Origin of the sequence: Dysgonomonas sp. (assembly GCF_035323175.1) — a bacterium.
Taxonomy (GTDB): domain Bacteria; phylum Bacteroidota; class Bacteroidia; order Bacteroidales; family Dysgonomonadaceae; genus Dysgonomonas.
Genome location: NZ_DAOKYH010000002.1, coordinates 342,906 through 369,614 on the forward strand (window position 1 = coordinate 342,906; position 26,709 = coordinate 369,614).

The window sequence follows — 26,709 nt, forward strand, 5'->3', positions numbered from 1 at the left end:
TTGAATTTTTAGTAGCGATTGATTATCTTTGCCACCCGATTGCTAATAGGCTAACAAGAAACTGTATATAAAACGGTTCGCCTCAGGCACATAACCTGTAAATAACAAAACAGATGTACGTAATTGTAGACATTCAAGGACAACAAATGAAAGTTGAAAAAGACCAAAAGTTGTTTGTTCATAGAATCAATGCAGAAAATGGCTCAACAGTTGAGTTCGATAAAGTATTATTAGTTGACAACGGCGGCACAGTAACAGTAGGTACACCGACTGTAAATGGTGCAAAAGTAGTTCTTGAGGTTGTTTCTCAAGCAAAAGGGGATAAAGTTCTTATTTTCCACAAGAAAAGAAGAAAAGGACACCGTAAACTAAACGGTCACCGTCAACAATTTTCAGAAGTTATAGTAAAAGAAATTATTGCTTAATCAGTTAAAAACAGAAGACAATGGCACACAAGAAAGGTGTAGGTAGTTCGAAAAACGGCCGTGAATCGGAAAGTAAACGATTGGGCGTTAAAGCATTTGGTGGAGAAGTTGTAAAAGCAGGAAACATCATAGTTCGTCAGAGAGGAACAACTCATCATCCGGGAGAAAATGTAGGTATTGGTAAAGACCATACATTATTTGCTCTTGTAGATGGTACAGTGGTTTTCCGCAAAAAAAGAAACGACAGATCATTTGTTTCTGTACTTCCTAAAGCAGAAGCTTAAGAAACAAGTTTAAAACATAGAGAAAGCAGTCTGATAATCAGGCTGCTTTTTTTGTTTATATAACTGATAATCTTACATCAACCGATGATTCCTACTTATAAATAGTGAAAAAGTGACATAAATATCATTATTACTTGGTATTGTATACATTTCTTGGTTGTCATTACTTTGTAAACAGAAAATTAGATATTTAATCATTTTAAATTTATCAGAATGTCAAAAATAGGAATATACTACGGCTCAACAACCGGCAACACACAAGAAGTAGCGGAAGAAATAGCAAAAAAACTGGAAGTAAGCAAGGCTGACTTACATGATGTATCAAAGGCAAATACAGACTTTTCAGCTTACGATGTAATATTATTCGGTTCTTCAACATTAGGATTGGGTGACCTTCAAGACGATTGGGAATACTATATCGACAAAGTAAAGGCTGCCGATCTGAATGGTAAAAAAGTAGCTCTGTTTGGATGTGGTGATTCATCTTCATATAGCGATACATTTGGCGACGCCCTATCAAAAATATACAGCGTAATAAAGGGTAAAGGTTGCGAGCTAATCGGTAAGGTAAGCACAGAGGGATATACCTTCGACAGTTCTGAATCTGTTGTTGACGGCGAATTTCTTGGTTTGCTCATCGATAACGACAACGAGTCGAACCTTACAGATCAACGCATTGCAATTTGGACAGAAGACCTTAAAAAAGCAATTTAACAAAGTAAATCAATATGCGTGTTTTCTTTCACCTGATTTACGAATACAAAAAAGGGGTGCGCAGCTTGGTACTCTGTACACTACCCGGAGAATATGAAGATAAAGTCAGATGGAAATTGGGAAAAAACTCGATTAATTATAAAATAAGCCATCTGAAAAACGGTAATATAAATGTCTTTTTCGGCAAAGAGGAATGCCTCTTAGTAGCCAACGCAATATGTGGAGACAAACCCTTGAACTTATTAACACCTGAAGAAGATTTTATATTAGGAATATTATTAGGATATAGTGTCTGTGAACAATGCAACAGATACAGCAAGAGACAAAAGAAAAATATTAATACACTTTGTTTGGCATAACTTTTCTATTGGATAGTTTTTTTAGTTGATCTAGATCCTCGCAGACGTGATGTCAGTGAGGATTTTTCATTTTTATACACAACTATTATCTTATTATACACAAGCTTTCCGCAAATAATATTTACGAATACTGAAGTAGAAAAAGTGACAAGATAAAGGGAAGTAAAATGTGTCACTTTTGTCACCTTTTAACAAAAAAAAGATGATAAACAAAGAGCAAAATAAAAATGTAATAAATTATATATCACAACCTTAACAACCAAAAAGAAATAAAAAACAACAAAAAGACTGCTTTTTTGTTATGTTATATATACAATAATAAACTCACTACTATTTTAACCATAATTTATGACAGATTTATTTAATATACGAAGAGATTTTACTTTAAAAACACTAGACGAGAGCGATGTCCTATCCGACCCAATGGATATGTTCGAACAATGGCTTAACGAAGCTATTATAGCGAAAGCCCTTGAACCAAATGCGATGAATCTGGCAACAGCTACTCCCGATGGGAAACCATCTTCGCGTATGATACTACTCAAGCAGATTAAACCACAAGGATTCGTTTTTTTTACTAATTATGATAGCAAGAAAGCTTATCAAATTACACTAAACAAGTACTGTGCCTTAACTTTTGTTTGGAATGAATTGGAAAGACAAGTAAGAATAGAAGGTATTGTTGAAAAAACTTCAGATGCAGAATCAGACTCTTACTTCGAAGTCCGTCCGGCAAAGAGCAAGTTGGGAGCTTGGGCATCACCCCAAAGCCGTGCGATACCCGACAGAAAATACTTGGAAGGACTGATAAAAGAATATGAATCTAAGTTTAAAGACAAAAATATAGTACGTCCTCAAAACTGGGGAGGATATATTGTTAAACCTTATCTTATAGAATTCTGGCAAGGACGCAGCAACAGACTGCACGACAGAATACAATATGTGCTTGAAGATGGGGTTTGGGAAGTTGAGCGTCTCGCGCCATAAGTTAAAATAGATATACTACAATATCTATGCATTAAGCTTCGAGAAGAAAAAATATTTTATCAGATATTATAGAAGGTTTGATTATTAATTTCTATTTTTACGCTGATACTATAATCATTATGCCTAAAAGTGAAAAGATATTATAATATTTGTTCGTTTCAATAATTATTTTTAGTATTGTATTCGTTAACACCAATATAGAGAATGCCAGTAAGATAAAATAACACTCCTCATTATTTTACATAAACTTATATTTATTCCGGCTCAGGTATCCGGAAAAGGACAACGAATAAAATAAATAATTACATATACTTTAATTTACTATAATTATGGAAACAACAGTAAAACTTTATTCCTTAACTTACAAAGAGATTAAAACATATTTGTTTACATTGTTATTCGTTGTTGGAAACATTGCACTTCCTCAGATATGCCATTTGATACCTGGTGGAGGCTTAACCTGGCTTCCTATCTACTTTTTCACTCTGATAGCAGCGTACAAATACGGTCTACGGGTTGGTTTGTTAACTGCAATATTATCTCCGCTTATCAATAGTGTTTTATTCGGTATGCCTCCGGTGGCTTTACTCCCTGCCATACTAATCAAGTCTACCTTATTAGCAGGAGCAGCAGCTTATGCAGCACATCGACTCGAAAAAATTTCTCTATTAGGAATAATTGCCGCTGTTTTGGCATATCAGATAGCAGGCACATTGATAGAATGGGCTATCGTAAAAGATTTCTTTACAGCAGTACAAGATTTCCGTATTGGTATTCCGGGAATGTTAATACAAATATTCGGGGGGTACGCTTTATTGAAAGCTATCGCTAAAATATAAGATACAAAAATGTCTGACAACAAGTCTTTTTCGGAAGTATTAGAACGCTTCCGCGACATTGCTTTTTATGAAAGCTTCGATATGATTGTCGCTATCGCTAATGGAGGCATAATACCTGCTGCTATTCTCAATCAAAGACTAAATATCGATATCCATCTGTTAAAAATAAACCTACGCGACGCTTACCAAAAGCCCAAATATGAAAGTCCGCAATTGATAGCTCCCATCGACTTCGACTTCAGAGGCAAATCTATATTGCTGGTAGAAGACAGAGTGAAGACGGGCGCATCTCTGGCGTTGGCATGTAAGTTGCTCGAAGGTGCCAGACTAGTTAAAACATTCGCGGTAAACGGAAAAGCAGATTATGCCCTATATGATGAAGATTGCTTCAAGTTCCCGTGGCTATTATAAAAATGAATGAAGAAAACAATTAGTGCCATTGCTTCTGTTTTATTATTTGCCCAGCTTACTTATGCCATAGATAACAATCCAATTTCAGCACCTAAGGATTCTATCCAACTAGGAGATGTTATTGTCACCGGAACTCGTCCGGCGGTAAATATCAACAATCTTCCGATGAGTGTAAGCATAGTGGGAAGTAAACAAATCGAGAGTCGGTTTGAACAATCATTATTACCTATCATTACAGAAGAAGTCCCGGGTTTGTTCGTTACTTCACGAAGCATTATGGGCTACGGTGTCGCAGCAGGATCTGCCGGAGGTATGACAATACGTGGTATAGGCGGAAGCCCTACCACACAAATGCTGATGTTGATAGACGGACACCCACAATATATGGGATTGATGGGACATCCCCTAGCCGATTCGTATCAGTCATTAATGGCAGAACGAGTAGAAGTAGTGCGTGGACCAGCCTCCGTTTTGTACGGATCGAATGCAATGGGTGGGGTGATCAACATTATTACCAGAAAGCAACTGCAAAATGGAGTGAAGACAAACGTTAGAGCCATGTATGGCTCATACAACACACTCAGTACAGAGGCGAACAATGCTATTCGTTCGGGTAAGTTCAGCAGCTACGTATCTTTAAGTTACAACCGTTCGGACGGACAGCGAGAAAATATGGATTTTGAGCAATATAGTGGATATGCAAAAGTCGGTTATGATTTCACTCCAAACTGGAAAACTTTTATTGATCTTGACTTGACTAATTTCAAAGCGTCAAATCCCGGAGCGGTGAATAGTCCGGTCATCGATAATGATGCCGATATTACCCGTGGAGTAACATCCTTCTCTCTTGAAAATAGCTACGAGAGAACATCAGGAGCTCTTAAATTCTATTATAACTTCGGCTCGCATAAGATCAATGACGGGTATCCGCCTACAGAAGAAGCCAAAGATTATAGGTTCAGATCGAACGATAAGATGGTAGGTATCACCCTCTACCAGAATTACAGCTTCTTTAAAGGAAACCAAACAACCGCAGGATTCGATTTTCAACATTTCGGAGGACATGCGTGGAACAAATTTCTGGATAACAGAGATGATGTAGACATAGCCAAGAAAAGCATAAATGAAGTTGCAGGATATATAAACTTCCAACAAACACTGGCTTCTAAAGTAGCACTAAATGCGGGAATAAGAATAGATCATCACGCCATTACCGGTACAGAATACATTCCACAAGCCGGAGTGAGTTATATAGCTACGGAGAATACAATAATAAAAGGAATCGTTAGTAAGGGTTTTCGTAACCCTACTATACGCGAAATGTACATGTTCCCTCCTCAGAATCCCGACTTAAAAGCCGAGCGATTGATGAATTACGAAATATCAGCATCTCAAAAATTACTTAACAGAGCATTAAATTTTGATCTAAGTCTGTATTATATAGACGGCAGTAACAGCATACAAACCGTGATGGTAAACAACAAGCCATTGAATGTAAATACAGGAAAGATAAAAAACTATGGACTGGAATTTGCAACTCAATATAGAATAGCCCCACATGTAAATCTGTCTGCAAACTACAGCTTCTTGCATATGAAATATAAAGTTCTGGCATCTCCCGAACACAAATTATATGCAGGGGTAAACTATTTGTATAACAAATGGATGTTATCTACAGGTATTCAGTTTATAGATGGGCTATATACCGTGCTTGAGAACAAAGTGACAAATACAGAAGCAAAGAAAGAAACATTTACTCTATGGAATATCAGAGCAGCTTACAAGCCTATAAGCATGCTGGAAATATTTGCAAGAGGAGAAAACCTTCTGGCTCAGAAGTATGAAATAAATGCAGGATACCCCATGCCTAGAGCAACAGTGTTTGGTGGTGTCAATTTAAGATTTTAAAATAAGGTTTTATTAAATAAAGATTAACTATGGACAGACGAAATTTTCTAAGAGCAATAGCCATCACCGGTGCTGCAGCAACAATAAAGACAAGCGCAGGTATGGACGTACTGGCCCAAACGCTTGAAAACACTCAAACAGGTAAGCCGGTGGATATGGTAGCCGTAATGGGCGGAGAACCTGACGCTATGTTTAAACGTGCCATCTCAGAATTGGGAGGTATGGGCAAATTTATAAAGAAAGGATATAAAGTTGTAGTTAAACCTAACATTGGATGGGACAAAGCTCCCGAGCTTGCCGGAAATACGAACCCAAAGCTTGTCAGTGAAATTGTTAGACAATGCTTTGCTGCCGGAGCTAAAGAAGTTACTGTATTTGATCACACCTGTGACGACTGGCTCAAATGCTACAAGAATAGCGGTATAGAAGCTGCTGCAAAGGCCGCCGGAGCAAAGGTTGTGCCTGCTCATGAGGAGTCATACTACAAAAGTGTGTCGTTGCCTAACGGTGTTACCCTGAAAAACACAAAGATACATCAAGCAATTCTGGACTGTGATGCATGGATCAACGTGCCTGTACTCAAACATCATGGTGGAGCGAATCTCACTATCTCGATGAAAAACTATATGGGCATTGTATGGGATAGAAGAATATTTCATGCAAGCGGACTGCAACAATGCATTGCTGACGTGTGTACATATTCTAAAAAACCGGTATTGAATGTAGTGGACGCATACCGTATCGTGAAAACCAACGGGCCTCAGGGAAGATCGGCCTCCGACGTGGTAACGACAAAGGGATTGTTCGTCTCACAAGATATTGTTGCAGTAGATACTGCCGCTACTAAATTCTTTGGTCAGGTACGTGAAATGCCACTCGACCATGTAGGTCACTTGGCTAACGGACAAAAGCTAAAACTGGGAACAATGGATATTGAAAAACTGAACATCAAGAGAATAAAAATATAATTAAACTATAACTATCATCAAATGCTTAAGTACTTGCGAGTAGGGATATCTATTGTGATATTCACTCTCATAACATTCTATTTTCTGGACTTTGCAGCCTTACTCCCCGAAGGTTTTCACGGGTTAGCCCAGATACAACTAGTTCCCGCAATACTGGGAGGTAGTTTGCTTATCCTTCTTTTTTTAGCTATCCTAACCTTACTTTTCGGGCGCATCTACTGCTCGTCTATATGCCCAATGGGAATATATCAAGATATTGTAAGCTGGTTTTCTAAACGACGCCTATTCTCAAAGAAAAAGAAACGCTATAATTACAGTAAAGCAAAAAACATTATTCGCTGGAGTGTTCTCGGTGCGACAATTATTGCCTTCTTGACCGGATTCCCTATCCTACTTGGATTAATCGATCCTTACAGTGCATGGGGAAGAATTATCTCGAATGTATTCCGCCCGGTTTATATGGGTGGCAACAATGTTTTAGAATCTATTTTTACAAGCTTTGGTAATTATACTTTCTATAAAGTGGAAATAGTCATGCTTAGCCTATTTTCTTTTATTGTGGCGTTGATTACATTCTTTACTATCGGCTTTTTTGCTTGGAGATATGGAAGAACATATTGTAACACTATCTGTCCGGTAGGCACAGTATTGGGATTCTTAAGCAAGTTTTCCTTATTTAAAATCAGGATAGACGAAAGCTTGTGCAATAGCTGTGGTTCATGTGCTACGAAATGTAAAGCTTCGTGCATCGACAGCAAAAATCACGCTGTTGATTACTCTCGTTGTGTAGACTGTTTCAATTGTTTAAGTAGTTGCTCAAAAAATGCACTTGCGTTTTCTCCATCTTTCAAGAAAAAACGTCCAACAAGAGCGGAAGCGGATAACAAAACCGATAAAAATAAAAGACAATTCCTTTTTGCCGGACTCACCACAGCGATAGCTGTTCCTGCTGCGTATGCCCAAAACAAAACTGCTGAGTTGACCGGTAACGGTAGGTACATCCGCAAGAATGCTATTTGCCCCCCGGGTGCGGTAAGTGCAGAACATTTACTAGAGCACTGTACAGCGTGTCATCTTTGCATCAGCCGATGCCCATCAAAAGTTATCAAGCCTGCCTTTATGGAATATGGATTAGGGGGAATGATGCAACCTATGATGAACTACGATAACGGTTTTTGCAATTACAATTGTACTGTTTGCTCTGATGTTTGCCCAAGTCATGCTCTAAAATCGCTTACGATAGAAGAAAAACATATGACTCAAATTGGACGTGTGACTTTTCACGAAGATATATGCGTAGTTCATACCGAAGGGACAAATTGCGGAGCCTGTGCAGAGCATTGCCCTACTCAAGCCGTAACGATGATTCCGTACGAAGGTCACGAAGGTTTAACTATCCCATTCATCACCCCTGATATCTGTGTAGGTTGTGGTGGCTGTGAATATATTTGTCCGGTTCGCCCATACAGAGCTATATACGTGGAAGGAAACAAGGAGCACAAACAGCGTAAAGCTTTTAAGGAAGAAAAGAAAGAAGATGTTGTCATTGATGGCTTTGGTTTCTGATTCCAATTCGAAAAGATCGGAAAACATTTTCAACCTCAATAATAATCAACAGAAGCATTGAAAGCACAGAACTGATTCTGTGCTTTTTATGTTCTAATGCAATCGTTTGCAAATCATTTTTATAAAAAAAGAATCCTCTAAAGCTATAGTATGATGCTTTAATATGTAGTTTTGTTTAGCAGATATACTCTTTTGCATAAAAAGACCATTAATCTATAACCATAAAAACTGCAACATGAAAATAAAGTTACATATCGACTATCATACTGTCTGGGGACAAAACATCTATGTCTGCGGATCTTGCCCCGAGTTAGGCAACTGGGACGAGAAGAAGGCTCTGAAAATGACATGTATCTCTTCAAGTGAATGGATTGTTGATTTCGAAACAAATGATACATCTATAGAATATCGCTATATTGTAAAAGAAAATGAAATAGTTACTGCACAAGAGTGGGGAGATCCTCATACGTTATTACTGGATTCAAGTAAGACTTTCGATATATTGGATTCATGGCGTGGAGTTCCATCTCAAAGATATCTTTATACTTCAGGATTTTCGGAAAGCTTTTTCCATCATGACAATGCTTCAAAACTGAAATATTACAAAAAAACTATTTTAGTCAAGGTAAATTGCCCATATATAAAGAAAAATCAAACGATGATTCTTTCCGGTTCGTCAAAAGCTTTAGGCGAATGGAACATCGAAAAGGCGATACACCTTAATCCTGCTAATTTTGGAGAATGGCAAGTGGCAATCAATGCAACCCCTATAAAAACTCCCCAGGAGTATAAATTAGCTATATACGACAATTCAGAGAACAAGATAATCCATTGGGAAAAGGGCTCAAACAGAGTACTCTCACCCATCGCGGAAAAGGAAGATACAGTAAGAGTAGAGGCACTTGACTATCGCCACGAATGGATGAGCTGGAAAGCTGCCGGAGTATCTATCCCTGTATTCTCGCTACGATCAAACGATAGCTTTGGTATCGGTGAATTTTCCGACCTCAAAAAAATGGTTGATTGGTCTACCCTTACGGGACAAAAAATCATACAAATATTACCGATCAACGATACTACAATCACGCACACGTGGATTGATTCATACCCATATAATGCGATATCTATTTATGCTCTCCACCCTATCTATTTAGGCTTAAAGAGTTATCCGCTCAAGGATGAGAAATTATATAAGAAATACGAAAGTGAGGCTAAAGAGCTAAATGCATTAAAAGAAATAGACTATGATAAGGTTTTAGCCCTTAAGTCGTCATATATAAAAGATTTATTTAAAGAGATCGGAACATCAACCCTCAAAAGTAAAGACTATCTCACTTTCTATAAGCAGAATGAAGAATGGCTGTTCCCTTATGCTTGTTTTTCGTACTTCCGTGATGTGTACAAAACGGCAAACTTCTCTTTATGGAAAACCCAAAACTCTTTTGATAAAAAGAAGTTAACTGCATTTATAAAATCAAATAAAGAAGCAAAAGAAAGCGTAGAGATGCTTTGCTTTACTCAATATCTGCTACATATACAATTGAAAGAAGTAAAAGAGTATGCTCATCAACATGAAGTTGTATTAAAAGGTGATATACCTATCGGTATAAGCCGCAACAGCGTTGAAGCATGGGTAGAACCTCACCTTTTCAATCTGGATGTACAAACGGGTGCGCCACCTGATGATTTCTCGTTTTTCGGTCAAAACTGGGGATTCCCTACATACAATTGGGATGAAATGGCAAAAGACGGCTACCAATGGTGGGTAAAGCGTTTCCGAAAAATGGCCGATTATTTCGACGCATATCGGATTGACCATATATTAGGATTTTTCCGCATCTGGGAAATACCTCTATCATCGGTACAAGGTCTCTTAGGGTATTTTAGCCCTGCCATACCGATGACTGTAGAAGAAATACAATCGTGGGGTATGTGGTTTGATGAGTATAGAATGACCAGTCCTTATATTCACGAACATTTCCTAAATGATGTATTTGGAGAATATACTCAAGACGTTATTGATAGATATCTAACTCCGATTGCTTGGCAAACGTTCAAATTGAAAGACTCTTGCAATACTCAAGTGAAGATTAAAGCTCTATTTGAAAATAAGACCGATAATAAAAGCAATGTTATACGAAACGGACTGTACAGTTTATGTAATGAGGTCTTGTTTATTAAAGATAAACGTGAACCTTGGAAATATCATCCACGTATTACTGCACAGTACACCCATTCGTATGCCAATCTGGACAACAATGCTAAACTCGCGTTCAACAGACTTTATGACGAATTCTTCTATCGTCGTCACTCCCAATTCTGGAGAGAGCAAGCTATGAGCAAATTGCCTAGTCTGATAGCTTCTACACGCATGCTTGTATGTGGAGAAGACCTTGGGATGGTTCCGGAGTCTGTTCCGTCTGTAATGAACGAGTTGCAAATACTCAGTCTGGAGATAGAGCGTATGCCTAAAGTTAAAGATATGGCTTTCAACTATCTGGGCAACTTGCCATATATGAGTGTTTGTACTACATCCACTCATGACATGGCTCCGATAAGAGCATGGTGGAACGAAAATAGAGAAACAACGCAGAAGTATTACAATCAAATATTATGGAAAAACGGAGCTGCTCCGAAAGACTGTAATTCTGAGTTATGCTCGCAGATTGTAACCAATCACTTAAATTCTCCTTCAATGCTAGCTATCCTCCCTCTTCAAGACTGGCTCTCGATAGATGATAAGCTGAAAAGAGAGAACCCCGAAGAAGAACGTATAAATATTCCGGCGATTGCACAACATTATTGGAGATATCGCATGCACCTCAGTTTAGAGGAATTATTAGATGCCAAAGAATATAATGCACATGTAAAAGACATGGTAAAATCATCCGGAAGAGAATAAACCTATATATATAAATATACCGATGAAAAGAAACTGTTTAATTTTATTACTTCTTGTTTTTGTAAGTCAATCAATTCTAGCAATTGATATAAAGACTGTAGATCCGGCTTTCTGGTGGGCGGGAATGAAAAACCCCGAACTGCAAGTGCTGATTCACGGAAATAATATATCTAAATGTGATGTAAGTATTACTTCCAAAACGGCCAGAATAAAAGAAACTGTAAAGCTTGAAAATCCTAACTATCTTATTTTATATTTGGATCTTTCGAATGCCCAACCTGAGAAATTTGATATTATCTTACAACAAGGTAAAGACAAGAAAGTTATTCCTTATGAGATTAAACAACGTAAAGCGGGTTCATCCGAAAGGGTTGGATTTAACTCCAGTGATGTTTTATATCTCATCATGCCGGATCGATTTGCGAACGGAGATCCTACAAATGATGTGATTCCGGGAATGCGTGAAACCAAAGTAGATAGAAATCAACAATATGCCCGCCATGGCGGAGACTTCAAAGGGGTAGCCGATAACCTGGATTATATACATGATTTAGGCGTGACAGCTATCTGGTTCAATCCGGTACTGGAAAACGATATGCCGGAAGGTTCTTATCATGGGTATGCAGCAACTGACTACTACAAAGTAGACCGTCGCTTTGGTTCGAACCAAGAATTTGTTGATCTTGTAGACAAAACTCATGCGAAGGGTATGAAAGTAGTTATGGATATGATATTTAATCACTGTGGCAGCGAACACTATCTATTTACAGACAAGCCTTCCAGGGACTGGTTTAATTATCCTGACAAATATGTTCAGACATCTTATAAAACTACAACGCAACATGATCCTTATGCTTCAGCAGCAGACAAAAAACTAGCTATTGACGGATGGTTTGTTGAATCTATGCCGGACTTCAATCAACGTAACGAGCATGTAGCAAAGTATCTAATTCAAAACAGTATCTGGTGGATAGAATATAGTGGTATTGATGGCATCCGTCAAGATACCCACCCATATGCCGATTACGATATGATGTCTCGCTGGTGTAAAGAAGTTACAGAAGAATATCCTGATTTCAATATTGTAGGTGAAACTTGGTTAAACAACAACGTAGCCATTGCTTTCTGGCAAAAAGACAGCAAACTGGCTGCACCAAGAAACTCTAACCTTCGCAGTGTAATGGACTTCCCTCTATTGTCTGTGATGGAAAAAGCTTTTGACGAAGAGACAACATGGGATTTGGGGCTATCTCGCATATACGAATATTTAGGACAGGATATTGTTTATGAAAACACTCATGACCTATTGATATTTCTTGACAATCATGATACATCACGCTTTTTCAAGAATGAAAAACAAACATCAAATCTAAACAGATATAAACAAGCTATTGCTTTTCTATTAACGACTCGTGGCATACCTGAAATATATTACGGTACAGAAATATTAATGGCGGCAGACAAAAGTGAAGGTGATGGATATCTTCGTCGCGACTTCCCCGGTGGATGGCAAGGTGATGCAGTGAATATGTTTAAGGCGAATGAAAGAACGGCTCAACAAAACGAGGCCTTCGATTATATGAAGAAGATATTAAACTGGCGCAAGGGGAATGAAATAATAGCAAAAGGGACTCTAAAGCATTTTGCCCCAACCAATGGCGTTTACGTTTATGAGCGTAAGTATAATGGAAAATCGGTAGTTGTTATATTAAGTGGCTCGGATAGCGAAAAGACAATTAATTTAGCCACTTACAAAGAAATACTACCTAAAAGTCAGGCTAAAGATATTATCACTGAAAATATTATAAACTTGGATGGTGAGACGTTAACAATTAGGCCAAGAAGTGTTTTTATATTAGAATTTTGATTACTTTTATAGAAAGTATCATCAAAATTCTAGTGCATGAAAAAAGGGCCTCTTACTATTAAAGATATTGCAAAGGATCTTAATATATCGCCCTCGACAGTATCGAGGGCGCTTAAAGATAATCCGGACATCAGCCCTGAAACACGGAGAATAGTACAGGATTATGCAAAAAAGCATAAGTATAAGCCAAATGCGTTGGCTTTAAGTCTCAGAACTCAACACAACAATATTATTGGAGTTATTGTACCTGAACTGGCTAATCACTTTTTTTCGGGTGTCCTTTCCGGAATGGAAACAGTTGCTGAAGAAAAAGATTATCATGTAATTGTTTGCCAATCGCTTGAAGACTATAAAAAGGAGTCAAGAAATGTGCAAACGCTAATAAAGGCACGAGTATGTGGGATTTTAATCTCTCAGTCGAAGACAACAACAAAATATGATCATTTTCAGGAACTGATAGACAATGATATTCCCGTCATCTTCTTCGATAGGATATGTACCGGAATCGATTCAGATAAAGTAGTAGTGGACGACTACAATGGAACACTTACTGCTGTAGATTATATGATAAAAACAGGCTGTAAGCGTATAGCCTTCTTTTCAGCTCCTTCGCATCTTGAGATTTCAAAAAACAGGAAAAATGGCTATTTGGACGCTCTGAGAAAACATCAGATACCTGTTGATGAACAACTGATACGTACCGCAGACACAAAACAGCTTGGATATGAGAAAGCAATGGAAATCTTACAAGAGTCCAATCATCCTGATGCCTTCATGGCGATGAATGATTATACGGCTTCGGGAATATTGCTTGCTTGTAAAAAGTTGGGATTCAAGGTTCCTGACGAAATCTCTATCTGCGGATTTTCGAATTCTAATATATCTCAAGATACCGACCCAATGTTAACAACTATGGATCAACACCCTATAGAGGTCGGAATGGAAGCGATGAAACTAATTCTAGAAAAAATAGAAAACCCTGAGAATACCTCAAGGAAAAACAAAATAATAAAAACTTCATTAATTGTCAGGCAGACAACACGAAATTTGTCTGATGGCTAATAACAATAAGTTTATTTAGATAATCGGACAAACCATGAAACAAAAACCAAGTCTAACATTTTGGCAAATCTGGAACCTTAGTTTCGGATTCTTAGGAATACAAATCGGATATTCTTTACAAAGTTCTCAAACAAGCCGTATCTTATCAGCTTTAGGTGCTGACCCTCATCATCTTCCATTATTCTGGCTAGCTGCCCCTATTGCCGGGCTCATCGTACAACCAATCATAGGGATGTCGAGTGACCGTACATGGACACGTCTAGGACGTCGTATTCCATTTATTTTGGGAGGAGCTATAGTTTCGGCCATTGCCATGTTCTTTATGCCAAATTCCGAGTTTGTAGCAGCTATTATGCCTCCTGTCTTTTTTGGAGCATTCATGCTGTTATTTATGGATTGTGCGTTTAATGTTTCTATGCAGCCATTCCGCTCTTTGGTTGGCGATATGGTGAATGACAAACAACGAAATCTAGGATATTCAACTCAAAGCTTCCTTACAAACATTGGAGCTGTAGTTGGATCATTCCTACCATTTATACTTACTTGGATAGGTATTCAGAATATTCCCGGTGCAGGAGAAAAGGTTGCACCATCTGTTATCTGGTCTTTTTATATAGGAGGTTCGGCACTTTTACTGACAGTGTTATGGACAAGTATTCGTGTCAAAGAATATGCCCCGAAAGAGTATGAAGAATATAATAATATAACAGAAGAAGAAAAACAAAAGAAATCTTTTATAGATGTACTCAAGGCCACACCAAAAACGATGTTACAACTGGCTATAGTACAGTTTTTCTCATGGTTTGCACTCTTCATTATGTGGGTGTATGCAATCGGCGGAATTGCAGAGAATGTGTGGCATACAACAGACCCTCTCTCTGCGGCATATAACGAAGCCGGAAACTGGAACGGGGTATTAAGTGGTGTATACGGTATCTTTGCGGCAATCTTTGCTATTTTTATGGCTAAAATCGCTGATAAGCTCGGTCGAAAAAAAGTATATTCTTTTTCATTACTGCTTGGTGCTTTAGGGCTGATGTCTATGTATGTGTTTGAGGACAAATACCTATTGCTTGTTTCTATGGTAGGTGTCGGTATTGCTTGGGCAAGTATACTGGCTATGCCTTACGCTATACTATCAGCCGTGTTACCGGCTAGTAAAATGGGGTTATACATGGGAATCTTTAATGCAACGATTACCATACCTCAGATCGTAGCAGGGCTGACAGGCGGGCTTATATTAAAGCATGTGGTTGGCGGCAGCTCTATAATGATGTTGGTGGTTGCAGGGATAGCCATGCTTTTGGCTGCTATATCGGTATCTTTTGTCGAAGACTCACATAAAGAACTTAAACCCGAATCTGCTAAATAATTAGAAAATATAATTATCTGAAAGAATAAATATTTATGAAAAATAAATTATTATTTGTAATCACATTAATAGCTCTTACCAGCTATGCGTGTAAACCAAAAACTCAAACAGAAAACACTCAAGAACAACAAGAAGAGAAATGTACAGTCAAACACTTGGATTGGACTCGAAACGCTGTAATATATGAAGTTAACGTAAGACAGTATACTAAAGAGGGAACCTTTGTCGCTTTCGAACAACATCTTCCCCGACTCAAAGAGCTGGGTGTAGACGTGCTTTGGTTTATGCCTGTACATCCTATTTCGGAAAAGAATAGAAAAGGCACTCTCGGAAGTTACTATGCTGTAAGAGACTATAAAGATATCAACCCTGAATTTGGAACAAAAGAGGATTTCAAAAAGATGGTAGATAAAGCGCATGAAATGGGCTTTAAAGTAATACTGGACTGGGTTGCAAATCATACCGGTTGCGATAATGCCTGGACTACAGAACATCCCGATTGGTATATGAAAGATAGTCTTGGTAATATCAAAAGCCCGTATGACTGGACTGATACCTACGAACTGAATTATGACAACAAAGATATGAGAGCCGCAATGACAGATGCCCTGAAATACTGGATAAAGGATTTCAATATAGATGGATATCGCTGCGATATGGCTCATGAAGTACCTACCGATTTCTGGAACGATGTACGTAAAACTTTAGATAGCATCAAGCCTGTATTTATGCTTGCTGAATCCGAAAATTATGATTTATTGGAACACGCATTTGATGCAAACTACTCATGGGAGTTGATGCACATGATGGCTGATGTAAACAAAGGAACAAAGAGTGCAGAAGATATTACATCATATATTCAAAAACTGGATACGATAATGTGTCCGGACGCTTATAAAATGCTCTTCTTAACAAACCATGATGAAAATTCATGGAATGGAACAGAGTTTGAACGCTACGGAAAAGGTGTTGAAGCGTTTGCAGTTCTTACCTACACGTTGAATGGAATGCCGATGATATATACCGGTCAGGAAGTAGGACTCAAAAAACGCTTGTCATTCTTCGAAAAAGATATGGTTCCTTCATGGGCAGAAAATAGCACAACACAGTTCTATAAGAAGCTTAATCAATTAAAACATACCCATCCTGCGCTACAAGCCGGACAGGGTGGCACATTCAAGAAATATAATACTTCTGCAAATAAGGAGCTGTTGATATATTCGAGAGAAAGAGCAGGACAAGAGATTGTTGTAATGCTCAACTTATCGAACAAAGATATCAATTATACTAGCAATGACGCCATAGGACGTGGCAGCTATACCGATTATTTTGCGGGAGTGAATGTTCCGGAATTACCCCCGTCTCTAAAAGCATGGGAGTATAAAGTATTTGTAAGACCAAAATAATCAGAATTACTTATATTTATTCACAAAGAAAGCTTAAAAGGAAACTTTTAAGCTTTTTTCTTGTATATAAGCATATAATACAAAAATTCTGTGGTACTTTTCACTCTGTGATAAAAAACAGATAAGAGCGAATGCAACAATAATTCCTTTTTGCAACTTAATTTGCACAAAAAAACTAGCAAAAGAAAAGGGGTATCCATACGGATCCCCCCCTTCAATTCGGCTATATAAAACTCATAATTCCTTAATTCTTCTGATGAGCTGTTGCTACAGCGTCAAAACGGGATTGCACAAAGTCAAGTTCGCTTTCAATACGTTTGCGTTCTTTTGTAAGACTTTCAGGGGTCGTAAAATATTTAGCTAAGTCTCGCACCCCTACACGGTATATACACCCTCTATAATATCTGTTTCTGAAGATATCGTAAAAAGAGGCATTGCTTAGTACCGGAGTAATATTAGCTACAGCTACGGGAGATATGGCCCTGGCGAGATATACACTAATATCGTCAAACATTACCCAAAACATCGGATATTCTCTTCCTCTGTCGCAAATCACAGGGCAAATAGCTTCTACACGGACATCTCCTTTTCCTGTTGCAATATCATAATACCATTTTTCCTTTACAAGGTAACAAGTGATTTGCATATTTGCCAAATCTTCCCTTTTTATAGAAAGTGTATGATTGTTATTTACTGTATATCCAATGCGATTCTGCTCCATCACCCCTTTTGCTGTATATTTACTATCATCATTGAAGTCGGGTTGATCTTCGAATTTATATGCGGCAATTGTATTATCTGATAAAAGATTAATCAGAAGAGAAAACAAATTAGCACGCTTTTCGGTTGAAACTGTTGGATAAAACAAGGATTCGTTGCCTTCTACATCATATACTTCCCTGTATATATCTCTAGTCCATGTAGCAGACGAGTAATCGTTCATCGAATTCTCCATAAGAAAAAGCTCTCTGGACGAAATCTCTGTAATCATATCTTCCGTGGACGATGTAACAGGTGCTCCATTCATCATTCTGAATGCGTTATTTGCTGAGTTTTGTGCAGAGAGTGAACTTGCCGAGAGCAGTCCACCCAACATTAATGAAACAATATATTTCATAGGATGTGTATTTTGTGTTAATTAATTAATTCTTACTTCCATTGGGTATAGATCTCTTTCTATACCATCGGGGCCTTTGGCTTTTATTCCTGATATTATTAAAATTGTACCTCTAGTCATTCTTCGCATTTGCTCTATCTGACGAGGTGAGAAATTAGCACCACTTGACATTTCAGGAGTTACATTTCCCATAGCGTCCACAGACATTGTTCTGAAGCTCAAAACCTGAAATGGAATATTCAGAATACCATCATCGATAGAAGCTTTTATACCCTGTGTGCCCAGTAGTATAGATCTGGCTATAACTCCTTTTCTAAATACTTTTGGTGCACCGTTCTGATCTGTATATGAGATAAACGCTAATGGTTCCGGTAACGGACGAATCCTCAATTCCTTCCTTGCTATGAATTGTTGTGTTCCATTCACCTTTGCAGATACAGAAATTATAAACTTCTGACCTATCAGAGATGGTGAAGGCACTGCAACCCAATCTTTGCCCGAAGGAGTTAATGTCCCCCCACTTACCACTGTAGCCTGTACGTCCTGACTGGCTACACCCGGCACAGCAATAGTCAACATATTCTGAACCCCGGCATATAGCACATCCATCCAGAATGGCGCTACTGTGGCCATAGGTTCCATTACTGTATATTCCTGAGAGAAATTACGTCTTACAGGCAATCCACTCCTATCCATAAGCTCGATAAATCCATCGAATTTATATGTACCGGAAGCTCCTGTACCAACTTCATACAAACCATTTTTCTCGGATGGTAACTCTTTACCATTTATAACAATACGAGGTCGTTGTGTTGTATCTACCGCCGCCATTATAATATTGGCTTTGTAAGGTACACCTTTCATCACCATATTTGATTGCGGAACAACAAAAGCACTCAGTTCATTTACACGAATATCTTTCAAGTCGATATTTTTAGCAAGATCATTCAGAACTTCACCCTCGGCCTGCTTCACATTCATTTGCAATTCTGAAAGGAAAGTCAGCACAGCAATACTTGGCATACCGTCAAAAGAGGAAGTTATCCAATCTTTATGATCCTTCTTTGCTCTTGCAGAAGGTTCAGTAGATAAAGTACTGCTTACGATCTTACGTTTGCTCTCGTCAGGAATCTGCGCCACCATAGCTTCCCGATACGTGTCTAATATTTTTTTCAGCTTCTTTCCCTGACCACCCACTGGTGAAATCATTACTTCGGAAGAAGCATCGAGATTATCTTTCGATTTCAAATTATTTATATCAGCATCGGCTCCATCTGTCTTTTTTGCAATTTCCAGTTTTAGATACTGCAAATAATCGAAAATAGAATCGGTCTTAGCTTTTACACTTTGTGCCCTATTATATGAGTCCTGAGTTTTGTCTCTGTTAGTCTCATAAGAAGCAGCTATATCTGCGTATATCTGTTTATTTCTTTCATCTGTGACAACAATAGATTCTTGAATATTATCGTTAATCATCACAAATCCATCCAATACCTCGGTAGAAACATTTAGAGCTAGCATCGCAATAAACACCAGATACATGAGATTGATCATCTTCTGCCTAGTCAATTGCCCTTTACTTAAAGCCATCTTATATTCTCTTCTTTAGGTTTCTAATTCTGTTTTTTTATTTCTCCGATTATCTTAGAATTTAGGTTGGTTTGGATTGTTATTCGTTGTCATAGCTTGTAATAAACGAGCATATACATTGTTCAAAGCCTCAATGTGTTTGGTCATTTTCGCAGACTCTTCTCGGAACATGTAACTATCACCAATAGCTCCATCATATAAATTCTTCATCCTTGCCAAACTGTCATTAATATATCTGATAGCCGACATTTGTTCAGTTATAGTCTGTAATTGTGCATTAAATACATCGTTCAAACCACTCACATTCTGATTTAATGTAGTCAGATTGTCTACAAAACCATTTGTTTCGGTGATTTGATTATATGCTTTCAATAGTTTTTGAGAAGCCTCATTCAACGAGTTAATTGTAGTGGAGAATTCTTCTAAATTTTGAGCTGTATTTGCTGCGCTCTGTCCATAATCTGCCGAACCTGTACGAGCAGCAGAAGTTTGCCCTGTAGGCGATGATGAAGATGATCCACTGCCAGAAACAGCTGTTACTCCATTTCCACCCGAACCGCCAAGAACAACGACCGAAGAGCCGGAAACTCCGGAGGATTTTATAGAATCTCCGGATTTCCTTGCCTCTGCTAGTTTTATATTAGAAGGGGATTCGTCATATCCAACCCCACCACTTACTATTACTCCGGATAAAGCATTCGCTCCGACCTCATCACTCGATGGAGATGAGTAGTCGAACCCTGCGGCAATAAAAACAATAACCTCGACAATCATTCCGATCATCAGAACGATGTTCCCTGCCGGTACATGCATAATTTTAAACATTGCCCCCAGGATGACTACAGCAGCACCCCAACTATAAAGAATATTAAACACTGTCTGTCCTCTTCTACTTGCAATAAATCGCCTAAAATTATGCCACGCTTTTCCCATTTTGAGAGCTCTCTTAAAAATTATTTTTTAATAGAATTTACCCCTTTCATCAAAGCTCCATGTTCTTACACATCTGAAACCAATGAATGAACGGCCTTTATCTTGAAATTCAACAGAACGATCTCCGGATTTAACCGTAGAGTCTTTCCATGAACCGCCTTTTACAATTTTACGTTTCAACACTCTTGGGTCTGCAAGTACTGCTCTATAGCTGAAGTCAGGATTAGCCTCATCAGCCATACGATCTACAGATTCCGTAAATGTTGTAGTTGTCCATTCTGCCGCATTACCCGCCATATCGTAAAGTCCAAAACGATTAGGCAAGAAGCTTGCTACAGGGGACATTAAGTCTTTCAAATCTTTTGATGCTCTAAAGTTAGCATGAGCCAGCCCATCGGTTGTATGAGTTTTATCCGAATACCACGGATAAATCAACTCCGAACGTCCGTTTCTTGCCGCAAATTCCCATTCAGCTTCTGTAGGCAAACGATACCCTTCGAAACCGTCTAAGCTACACTTCTTTTCAGCCAAATAGCGATCCGTACGCCATGCACAATAAGCATCGGCTTGTTCCCACGATACACCTACCACAGGATGATTATTATAAGCCTTATCATTAAAATATTTACCCACATATTGTTCACTCTTTGCATTAGCAAAATCTGTCATCCATGCCATCACATCAGGGTAAACATTTACAATATATGTATTTGTAAAATCAATCTTATCTCCGTGCGATGATCTTGCTAATGTTTCGCGAATAATATCACCTCTTTGATTTACATAAGCTGTATCCTTGGATATAACTATAGAACGTGCATCGCCTTCTTTTAGTTTTGCCAAAAACGCATTATAACTTTTTACGTCAAACCAGTCATATTTAAAATTCAAAGCAGTATTTATCAATCCGGATTTATCCGCAGCAAAAGGATTTCCTCCTATCACACTGTTTATAGCAGCCTGTTCGCGTTGAGTTGGATTTTTCCAAGGAATTGGCTTACTCCAGTTTAAACGCTGCCCAACAGCACTATTTTGATCTTCAGGTCTTACCAAAACTTTAAACGTTGGGTCTCCTCCATACGCCGGATCTGCCAAACGTTCTCTTATAATAGAGTCACGCACCCAATATACAAACTCACGATACTGCTTATTTGTAACTTCGGTTTCATCCATCCAAAACGGGCTGACAGCAACAAGTTTACGAGGTACTTCATCTCCCCATAAAGGATCAATACCTGTCCCTAACTCTATATTACCTCCCGGAACAAGAACCATATTGTCACAGGCACGGGCTATATTGTAAGGTAAACGTAAACGAGTTTCAATAGCAGGGTCAATATATTTTGGATTTGTGAACTTATAGGTTACACCTAGCGTTGCCTGAGCTAGCCCATTATTACTTTTATCTCCTTTTTGTCCATCAAAGGTATCACTAAGTAAAACGACTCTTCCCTCTCCAAATATTTGCCAGTTACGAGTTAAATTAAAGCCTAAGTTCAAACCGCCGCTTCCACCAAAGAAAGTACCCTGAAGATTTCCTCTATGAGCAAAGCGCTGATACATGCCTACACCTACAAAAGGATTTATTTCGAACTTACGTTCGGGCCTATATCCATTTATAAGATTAAGAAAATTTAACTGCACATCTCCAGTTATACTCATATAACGTAAATGTTGCATATAATATTGTTCGTTTGGTTGATATTTTGTAGGATGCCAAACAGGCACTCCACTCTCATCAACAGCACTATACTCATAATCAACACCTTCAATCCAACCCATATAATCCCAGGCGGGATCTTTAGTTAACATTTTTAACCCTTCGCCATTCGTTCCATCTTTCCACCATCTATCGTAAGTTCCGCTCCAACCATCATTGAAGCCATGTATGCTTCCTCCTGATATTTGAGCTCGTAGAGTAATCAATGTACTCATTCTACGACCGACGGAAAGTGTTGGAGCAAAGGTTAATCTACTAGAAAATGACGTCCTATTCCACGGAACACCATTATCATCCTCACCCACATATAATTGGGCACCACCTCCAATGGATATGAACCACACTGGATCTTTTAACAAATATTCATTCCTCGAAGGAACTGAATATTGCTCTGAGCTTTGACGTTGAGCATAAGAAACTATTGATACACAGACCAATAGCAGTGAAGTCAGTAAAGTTTTTTTGTTCATTTGTTTTGTAACAGTTATAGTAACGATATATCAAGTGTGGCAAAGATAATATTTTTTTTTAATATTTATTTATTTTCTTATCAAATAATAACTTAACTCAATAAACGATTGGATTTTGCGTGTTTTTAAAAACATAAAAGGGAAGCCTTTCCAGGCTCCCCTCTCATCGATAATATTTATTAATTTTACAGTTCTTTTGTCTCGTGAAATTTGCCAAAACTGCTATTAGCTAAACGCTGATAACTATTATATCTCCACATCGCATTGTTCTGTGCTGCTTCATATAGTTCAGAAGCTTCAGAAGGATTTGATTTTTGTAGAGATGTATAGCGAACCTCATTACCTAAGAACGCTTGGAATTTAGACCAGTCAGGCTCTTTACTATCCATTGTAAATGGATTTTTGCCTTCCTCTTCCAACATCGGGTTGTAGCGCCATAGATGCCAGTATCCGCAAGCAACTGCTGCTTTCTCTTCATCCTGTGCATGTCCCATTCCTTTTCTCAGACCATGGCTGATACAAGGAGAGTATGCAATAACTAATGATGGGCCTTTATATTCTTCAGCTTCTTTGATCGCTTTCAGACATTGTCCTTGGTTAGCACCCATAGCAATCTGTGCTACATATACATAACCGTATGTAGTAGCTATCATACCAAGGTCTTTCTTGCGAATCTTCTTTCCTGCTGCAGCAAATTTAGCAACCGCTGCTATCGGAGTAGATTTAGAAGACTGGCCTCCTGTATTAGAGTACACCTCTGTATCCAATACCAGAATATTGATATCTTCGCCTGTAGCCAATACATGATCCAATCCACCGAAACCTATATCATATGCCCAACCGTCACCACCAAATATCCAGATAGAACGCTTGATTAGATATTGTTTCAATGAATATATCTCTTTGCAGTAGTCACATTTATCTTTCTCTACTTCCAGTAATGGTAACATTGCAGCTGTAAGTTCTTTTGTCTTGTCAGCCTCATCTTTATTTTCTACCCATTCTTTGTATAGAGCTTTTATTTCAGGTGAACATTTATCGCAATCCTGAGCTTGGTTCATCAGTTTTTCGAGTCTGTTGCGCATAGTAATATTAGCCAAGGCAAAACCAAGACCATACTCTGCATTATCTTCGAATAGTGAATTAGCCCATGCCGGTCCTTTACCTTCTTCATTCTTACGGTATGGAGTAGATGGAGCTGAACCACCATATATTGATGTACAACCTGTAGCATTGGCAATTAACATACGATCACCAAACAACTGAGTCACAAGTTTGATATATGGAGTTTCTCCACAACCAGAACATGCCCCCGAGAACTCAAACAGCGGAGTTGCAAATTGAGAGTTCTTTACATTCAATTTAGTATCAACAAGGTGAGCCTTGCTTGTTACATTCTTGACCATGAAATCCCAGTTGTCTTGCTCAGGGAATTGTGATCCGATCTCAACCATTGTAAGAGCAGAGTTTCCTTTCTTACCCGGACAGATATCAGCACAGTTACCGCAACCAAGGCAGTCTAGCACATCCACTTGAATACGGAAGCCCATGCCATCAAATTGTTTACCCTGTGCTTTCAACAAAGTAACATCGCCCGGAACTTGAGCTTGCTCTTCTGCATCCAAAACAAATGGACGGATAGTAGCATGAGGACAAACATAAGCACACTGGTTACACTGTATACAGTTTTCGGCATCCCATACAGGTACAAAAGCAGCAACACCGCGTTTTTCATACTCTGTAGTACCATGATCCCACGTACCATCTTCACGGCCTACGAAAACAGATACAGGAAGATCATAACCACGCTGTGCATTTATTGGACGAACTACGTTTTTGATAAACTCAGGAGCATCATCTTCTTCAGCTTTACCAATTACGATATTTGCCCATTCTGCGGGAACCTCAACTTTTTCGAGTTCGATACCACGATCAACCGCAGCATAATTCTTATTGATAACGTCTTCACCTTTACGTCCGTATGATTTCACAATGAATTTCTTCATTTGTTCTACAGCCAAATCGTAAGGGATTACATTCGAAATCTTAAAGAATGCTGATTGAAGGATTGTATTTGTACGGCCACCAAGACCAATTTCTGTTGCAATCTGAGTTGCGTTAATGATATAGAAATTGATATTGTTGACTGCAAGATATTTTTTCACATTATCAGGAAGGTAGTTTCCTACTTCTTCTTTGCTCCATACAGAGTTGAGAAGGAATGTTCCGTTTTTCTTCAATCCTTTAGTTACATCATACAAATGCAAATAAGCAGGAACGTGACATGCTACAAAGTTTGGAGTATTTACCAAATATGTAGAACGGATAGGATTATCACCAAAGCGAAGATGCGATGCTGTAAATCCTCCTGATTTTTTAGAGTCGTATGCAAAATAAGCCTGACAATATTTATTGGTATTGTCACCGATAATCTTAACTGTATTTTTGTTTGCACCTACTGTACCATCCGATCCTAAACCATAGAATTTAGCTTCATAAGTAGTATCATCTACAGAAACTTCTTCTTTAAGAGGTAATGATTTGAATGTAACATCATCTACGATACCGATTGTAAAATCGTTCTTAGGTAGGTTCATCGCCAGATTTTCGTACACAGACATAATCTGAGCAGGAGTAGTATCTTTAGAAGAAAGTCCATAAATACCGCCAACAATTGTAGGGGCATCAGCTTTACCGAAGAAACAGTCTTTAACATCCATATACAATGGCTGTCCAAGAGCTCCCGGTTCTTTTGTACGGTCAAGCACAGCTATTCTTGTTGCAGTTTTAGGAACTGCAGAAAGGAAAGCTTCAGCTTTGAATGGACGATAAAGGTGAACTGCGACTAAGCCGACTTTCTCTCCTTTGGCATTCAAGAAGTCTACAGTTTCTTTAATTGCTTCTGTTACCGAACCCATAGCTATAATCACACGGTCAGCATCTTCAGCTCCGTAATAATCAAACAAGCCGTATTTGCGACCTGTAATCTTATTGATTTCTTCTAAATATTTTTCAACAATAGCAGGTACTGCATCATAGAATTTATTAGCAGCTTCACGCGATTGGAAATAAATATCATCATTCTGGGCTGTACCACGAGTTACAGGATTTTCTGGATTCAATGCTCTATCACGGAATCCTTTAAGAGCCTCTTGGTTAACAAGAGGAATTAAGTCATCCTGACTCATTTCTTCCACTTTCTGTATTTCGTGAGATGTACGGAATCCATCAAAAATATTCATAAAAGGAATACGAGACTCGAGAGTTGCCAAATGAGGAACAGCAGACAAGTCCATAACTTCTTGTACCGAGCCCGAGAAGAACATAGCAAACCCGGTCTGACGAGCTGCCATAACATCCTGATGGTCTCCGAAAATAGACAAGGCCTGTGCTGCCAAAGCACGTGCCGATACGTGGAAAACGCTAGGGAGTAACTCTCCTGCTATTTTGTACATATTAGGGATCATCAACAACAATCCCTGCGATGCCGTATAAGTAGTTGTTAGAGCTCCAGCCTGTAATGATCCGTGAACTGCACCAGCAGCACCAGCCTCCGACTGCATTTCCTGCACTCTGAGGATTTCGCCGAATATATTTTTGCGTCCGGCTGCTGCCCATTCATCAACATACTCTGCCATAGTTGACGATGGTGTGATTGGATATATCGAAGCCACTTCGCTGAACATATAAGAGATATGTGCTGCGGCCTGATTTCCATCACATGTAATGAATTTTTTTTGTTTAGCCATACTTTTTAATAGTTGATTATCTTTTTTAGTTTACATTTTTTTGATTTGGCTAAGTTGACA

Annotated in this window: 20 protein-coding genes; 15 read left to right on the forward strand and 5 right to left on the reverse strand. The window is 38.5% G+C overall.

Features of this window, described 5'->3' with window-relative positions; translation table 11 throughout:
- The first annotated feature begins 113 nt into the window (after nt 1-113).
- The 15 genes from rplU (at nt 114) to PKC55_RS04510 (ending at nt 17,070) form a co-directional block, all read left to right on the forward strand.
- Nucleotides 114-425 carry a 50S ribosomal protein L21 gene (rplU, locus tag PKC55_RS04440; protein WP_252637731.1) on the forward strand — a complete coding sequence of 104 codons (312 nt, stop codon included), beginning with the start codon at nt 114-116 and terminating at the stop codon, nt 423-425.
- 20 nt (nt 426-445) lie between these two features.
- The gene (gene rpmA, locus PKC55_RS04445; RefSeq protein ID WP_006842455.1) at nt 446-709 is read left to right on the forward strand and encodes a 50S ribosomal protein L27; all 264 of its coding nucleotides are present in this window, start codon (nt 446-448) and stop codon (nt 707-709) included.
- Between the two features lie 213 nt (nt 710-922).
- Nucleotides 923-1,423: a flavodoxin FldA gene (fldA, locus tag PKC55_RS04450; protein WP_135103842.1), complete on the forward strand. Its 501-nt coding sequence runs from the start codon at nt 923-925 to the stop codon at nt 1,421-1,423.
- A 14-nt stretch (nt 1,424-1,437) separates the two neighbouring features.
- Nucleotides 1,438-1,782 (forward strand): DUF2023 family protein, encoded by a 345-nt coding sequence (locus PKC55_RS04455; RefSeq protein WP_291129187.1) that lies wholly within the window; start codon nt 1,438-1,440, stop codon nt 1,780-1,782.
- A 348-nt stretch (nt 1,783-2,130) separates the two neighbouring features.
- Entirely contained in the window at nt 2,131-2,769 is a 639-nt protein-coding gene (gene pdxH / locus PKC55_RS04460; protein WP_291029496.1) for a pyridoxamine 5'-phosphate oxidase, read from the forward strand.
- 329 nt (nt 2,770-3,098) lie between these two features.
- On the forward strand, nt 3,099-3,608 hold the full coding sequence (locus PKC55_RS04465) for an ECF transporter S component (RefSeq protein ID WP_291129190.1): 510 nt from the start codon (nt 3,099-3,101) through the stop codon (nt 3,606-3,608).
- 9 nt (nt 3,609-3,617) lie between these two features.
- Nucleotides 3,618-4,019 carry a phosphoribosyltransferase gene (locus PKC55_RS04470; RefSeq protein WP_291129193.1) on the forward strand — a complete coding sequence of 134 codons (402 nt, stop codon included), beginning with the start codon at nt 3,618-3,620 and terminating at the stop codon, nt 4,017-4,019.
- Between the two features lie 6 nt (nt 4,020-4,025).
- On the forward strand, nt 4,026-5,927 hold the full coding sequence (locus tag PKC55_RS04475; RefSeq protein ID WP_324372042.1) for a TonB-dependent receptor: 1,902 nt from the start codon (nt 4,026-4,028) through the stop codon (nt 5,925-5,927).
- A gap of 29 nt (nt 5,928-5,956) precedes the next feature.
- Nucleotides 5,957-6,895: a DUF362 domain-containing protein gene (locus PKC55_RS04480; RefSeq protein WP_291129199.1), complete on the forward strand. Its 939-nt coding sequence runs from the start codon at nt 5,957-5,959 to the stop codon at nt 6,893-6,895.
- 21 nt (nt 6,896-6,916) lie between these two features.
- Complete coding sequence (locus tag PKC55_RS04485) at nt 6,917-8,461, forward strand: 4Fe-4S dicluster domain-containing protein (protein WP_324372045.1); 1,545 nt, start codon at nt 6,917-6,919, stop codon at nt 8,459-8,461.
- Nucleotides 8,462-8,696: 235 nt separating this feature from the next.
- Nucleotides 8,697-11,363, forward strand: coding sequence for a 4-alpha-glucanotransferase (locus PKC55_RS04490; protein WP_291126945.1), 2,667 nt, complete (start codon nt 8,697-8,699; stop codon nt 11,361-11,363).
- A gap of 22 nt (nt 11,364-11,385) precedes the next feature.
- Entirely contained in the window at nt 11,386-13,230 is a 1,845-nt protein-coding gene (locus PKC55_RS04495; RefSeq protein WP_296948645.1) for a glycoside hydrolase family 13 protein, read from the forward strand.
- Between the two features lie 36 nt (nt 13,231-13,266).
- Nucleotides 13,267-14,292: a LacI family DNA-binding transcriptional regulator gene (locus tag PKC55_RS04500; protein ID WP_291126949.1), complete on the forward strand. Its 1,026-nt coding sequence runs from the start codon at nt 13,267-13,269 to the stop codon at nt 14,290-14,292.
- 34 nt (nt 14,293-14,326) lie between these two features.
- A complete protein-coding gene (locus PKC55_RS04505; RefSeq protein ID WP_291126951.1) occupies nt 14,327-15,664 on the forward strand; it encodes an SLC45 family MFS transporter in 1,338 nt (445 codons plus the stop codon).
- A gap of 35 nt (nt 15,665-15,699) precedes the next feature.
- The gene (locus PKC55_RS04510; RefSeq protein WP_291126953.1) at nt 15,700-17,070 is read left to right on the forward strand and encodes an alpha-amylase family glycosyl hydrolase; all 1,371 of its coding nucleotides are present in this window, start codon (nt 15,700-15,702) and stop codon (nt 17,068-17,070) included.
- A 244-nt stretch (nt 17,071-17,314) separates the two neighbouring features.
- Here PKC55_RS04510 and porN read toward each other — a convergent pair whose 3' ends face one another.
- The 5 genes from porN to nifJ form a co-directional block, all read right to left on the reverse strand.
- Nucleotides 17,315-18,187: a type IX secretion system ring subunit PorN/GldN gene (porN, locus tag PKC55_RS04515; RefSeq protein ID WP_291126956.1), complete on the reverse strand. Its 873-nt coding sequence runs from the start codon at nt 18,185-18,187 to the stop codon at nt 17,315-17,317.
- 21 nt (nt 18,188-18,208) lie between these two features.
- On the reverse strand, nt 18,209-19,777 hold the full coding sequence (gene porM, locus PKC55_RS04520; protein ID WP_324372051.1) for a type IX secretion system motor protein PorM/GldM: 1,569 nt from the start codon (nt 19,775-19,777) through the stop codon (nt 18,209-18,211).
- Nucleotides 19,778-19,831: 54 nt separating this feature from the next.
- A complete protein-coding gene (gene porL / locus PKC55_RS04525) occupies nt 19,832-20,710 on the reverse strand; it encodes a type IX secretion system motor protein PorL/GldL (RefSeq protein WP_291126960.1) in 879 nt (292 codons plus the stop codon).
- A gap of 27 nt (nt 20,711-20,737) precedes the next feature.
- Nucleotides 20,738-22,900 carry a T9SS ring complex lipoprotein PorK/GldK gene (gene porK, locus PKC55_RS04530; protein WP_291126962.1) on the reverse strand — a complete coding sequence of 721 codons (2,163 nt, stop codon included), beginning with the start codon at nt 22,898-22,900 and terminating at the stop codon, nt 20,738-20,740.
- Nucleotides 22,901-23,085: 185 nt separating this feature from the next.
- Entirely contained in the window at nt 23,086-26,649 is a 3,564-nt protein-coding gene (nifJ, locus tag PKC55_RS04535) for a pyruvate:ferredoxin (flavodoxin) oxidoreductase (protein WP_324372054.1), read from the reverse strand.
- Between the last annotated feature and the right edge of the window lie 60 nt (nt 26,650-26,709).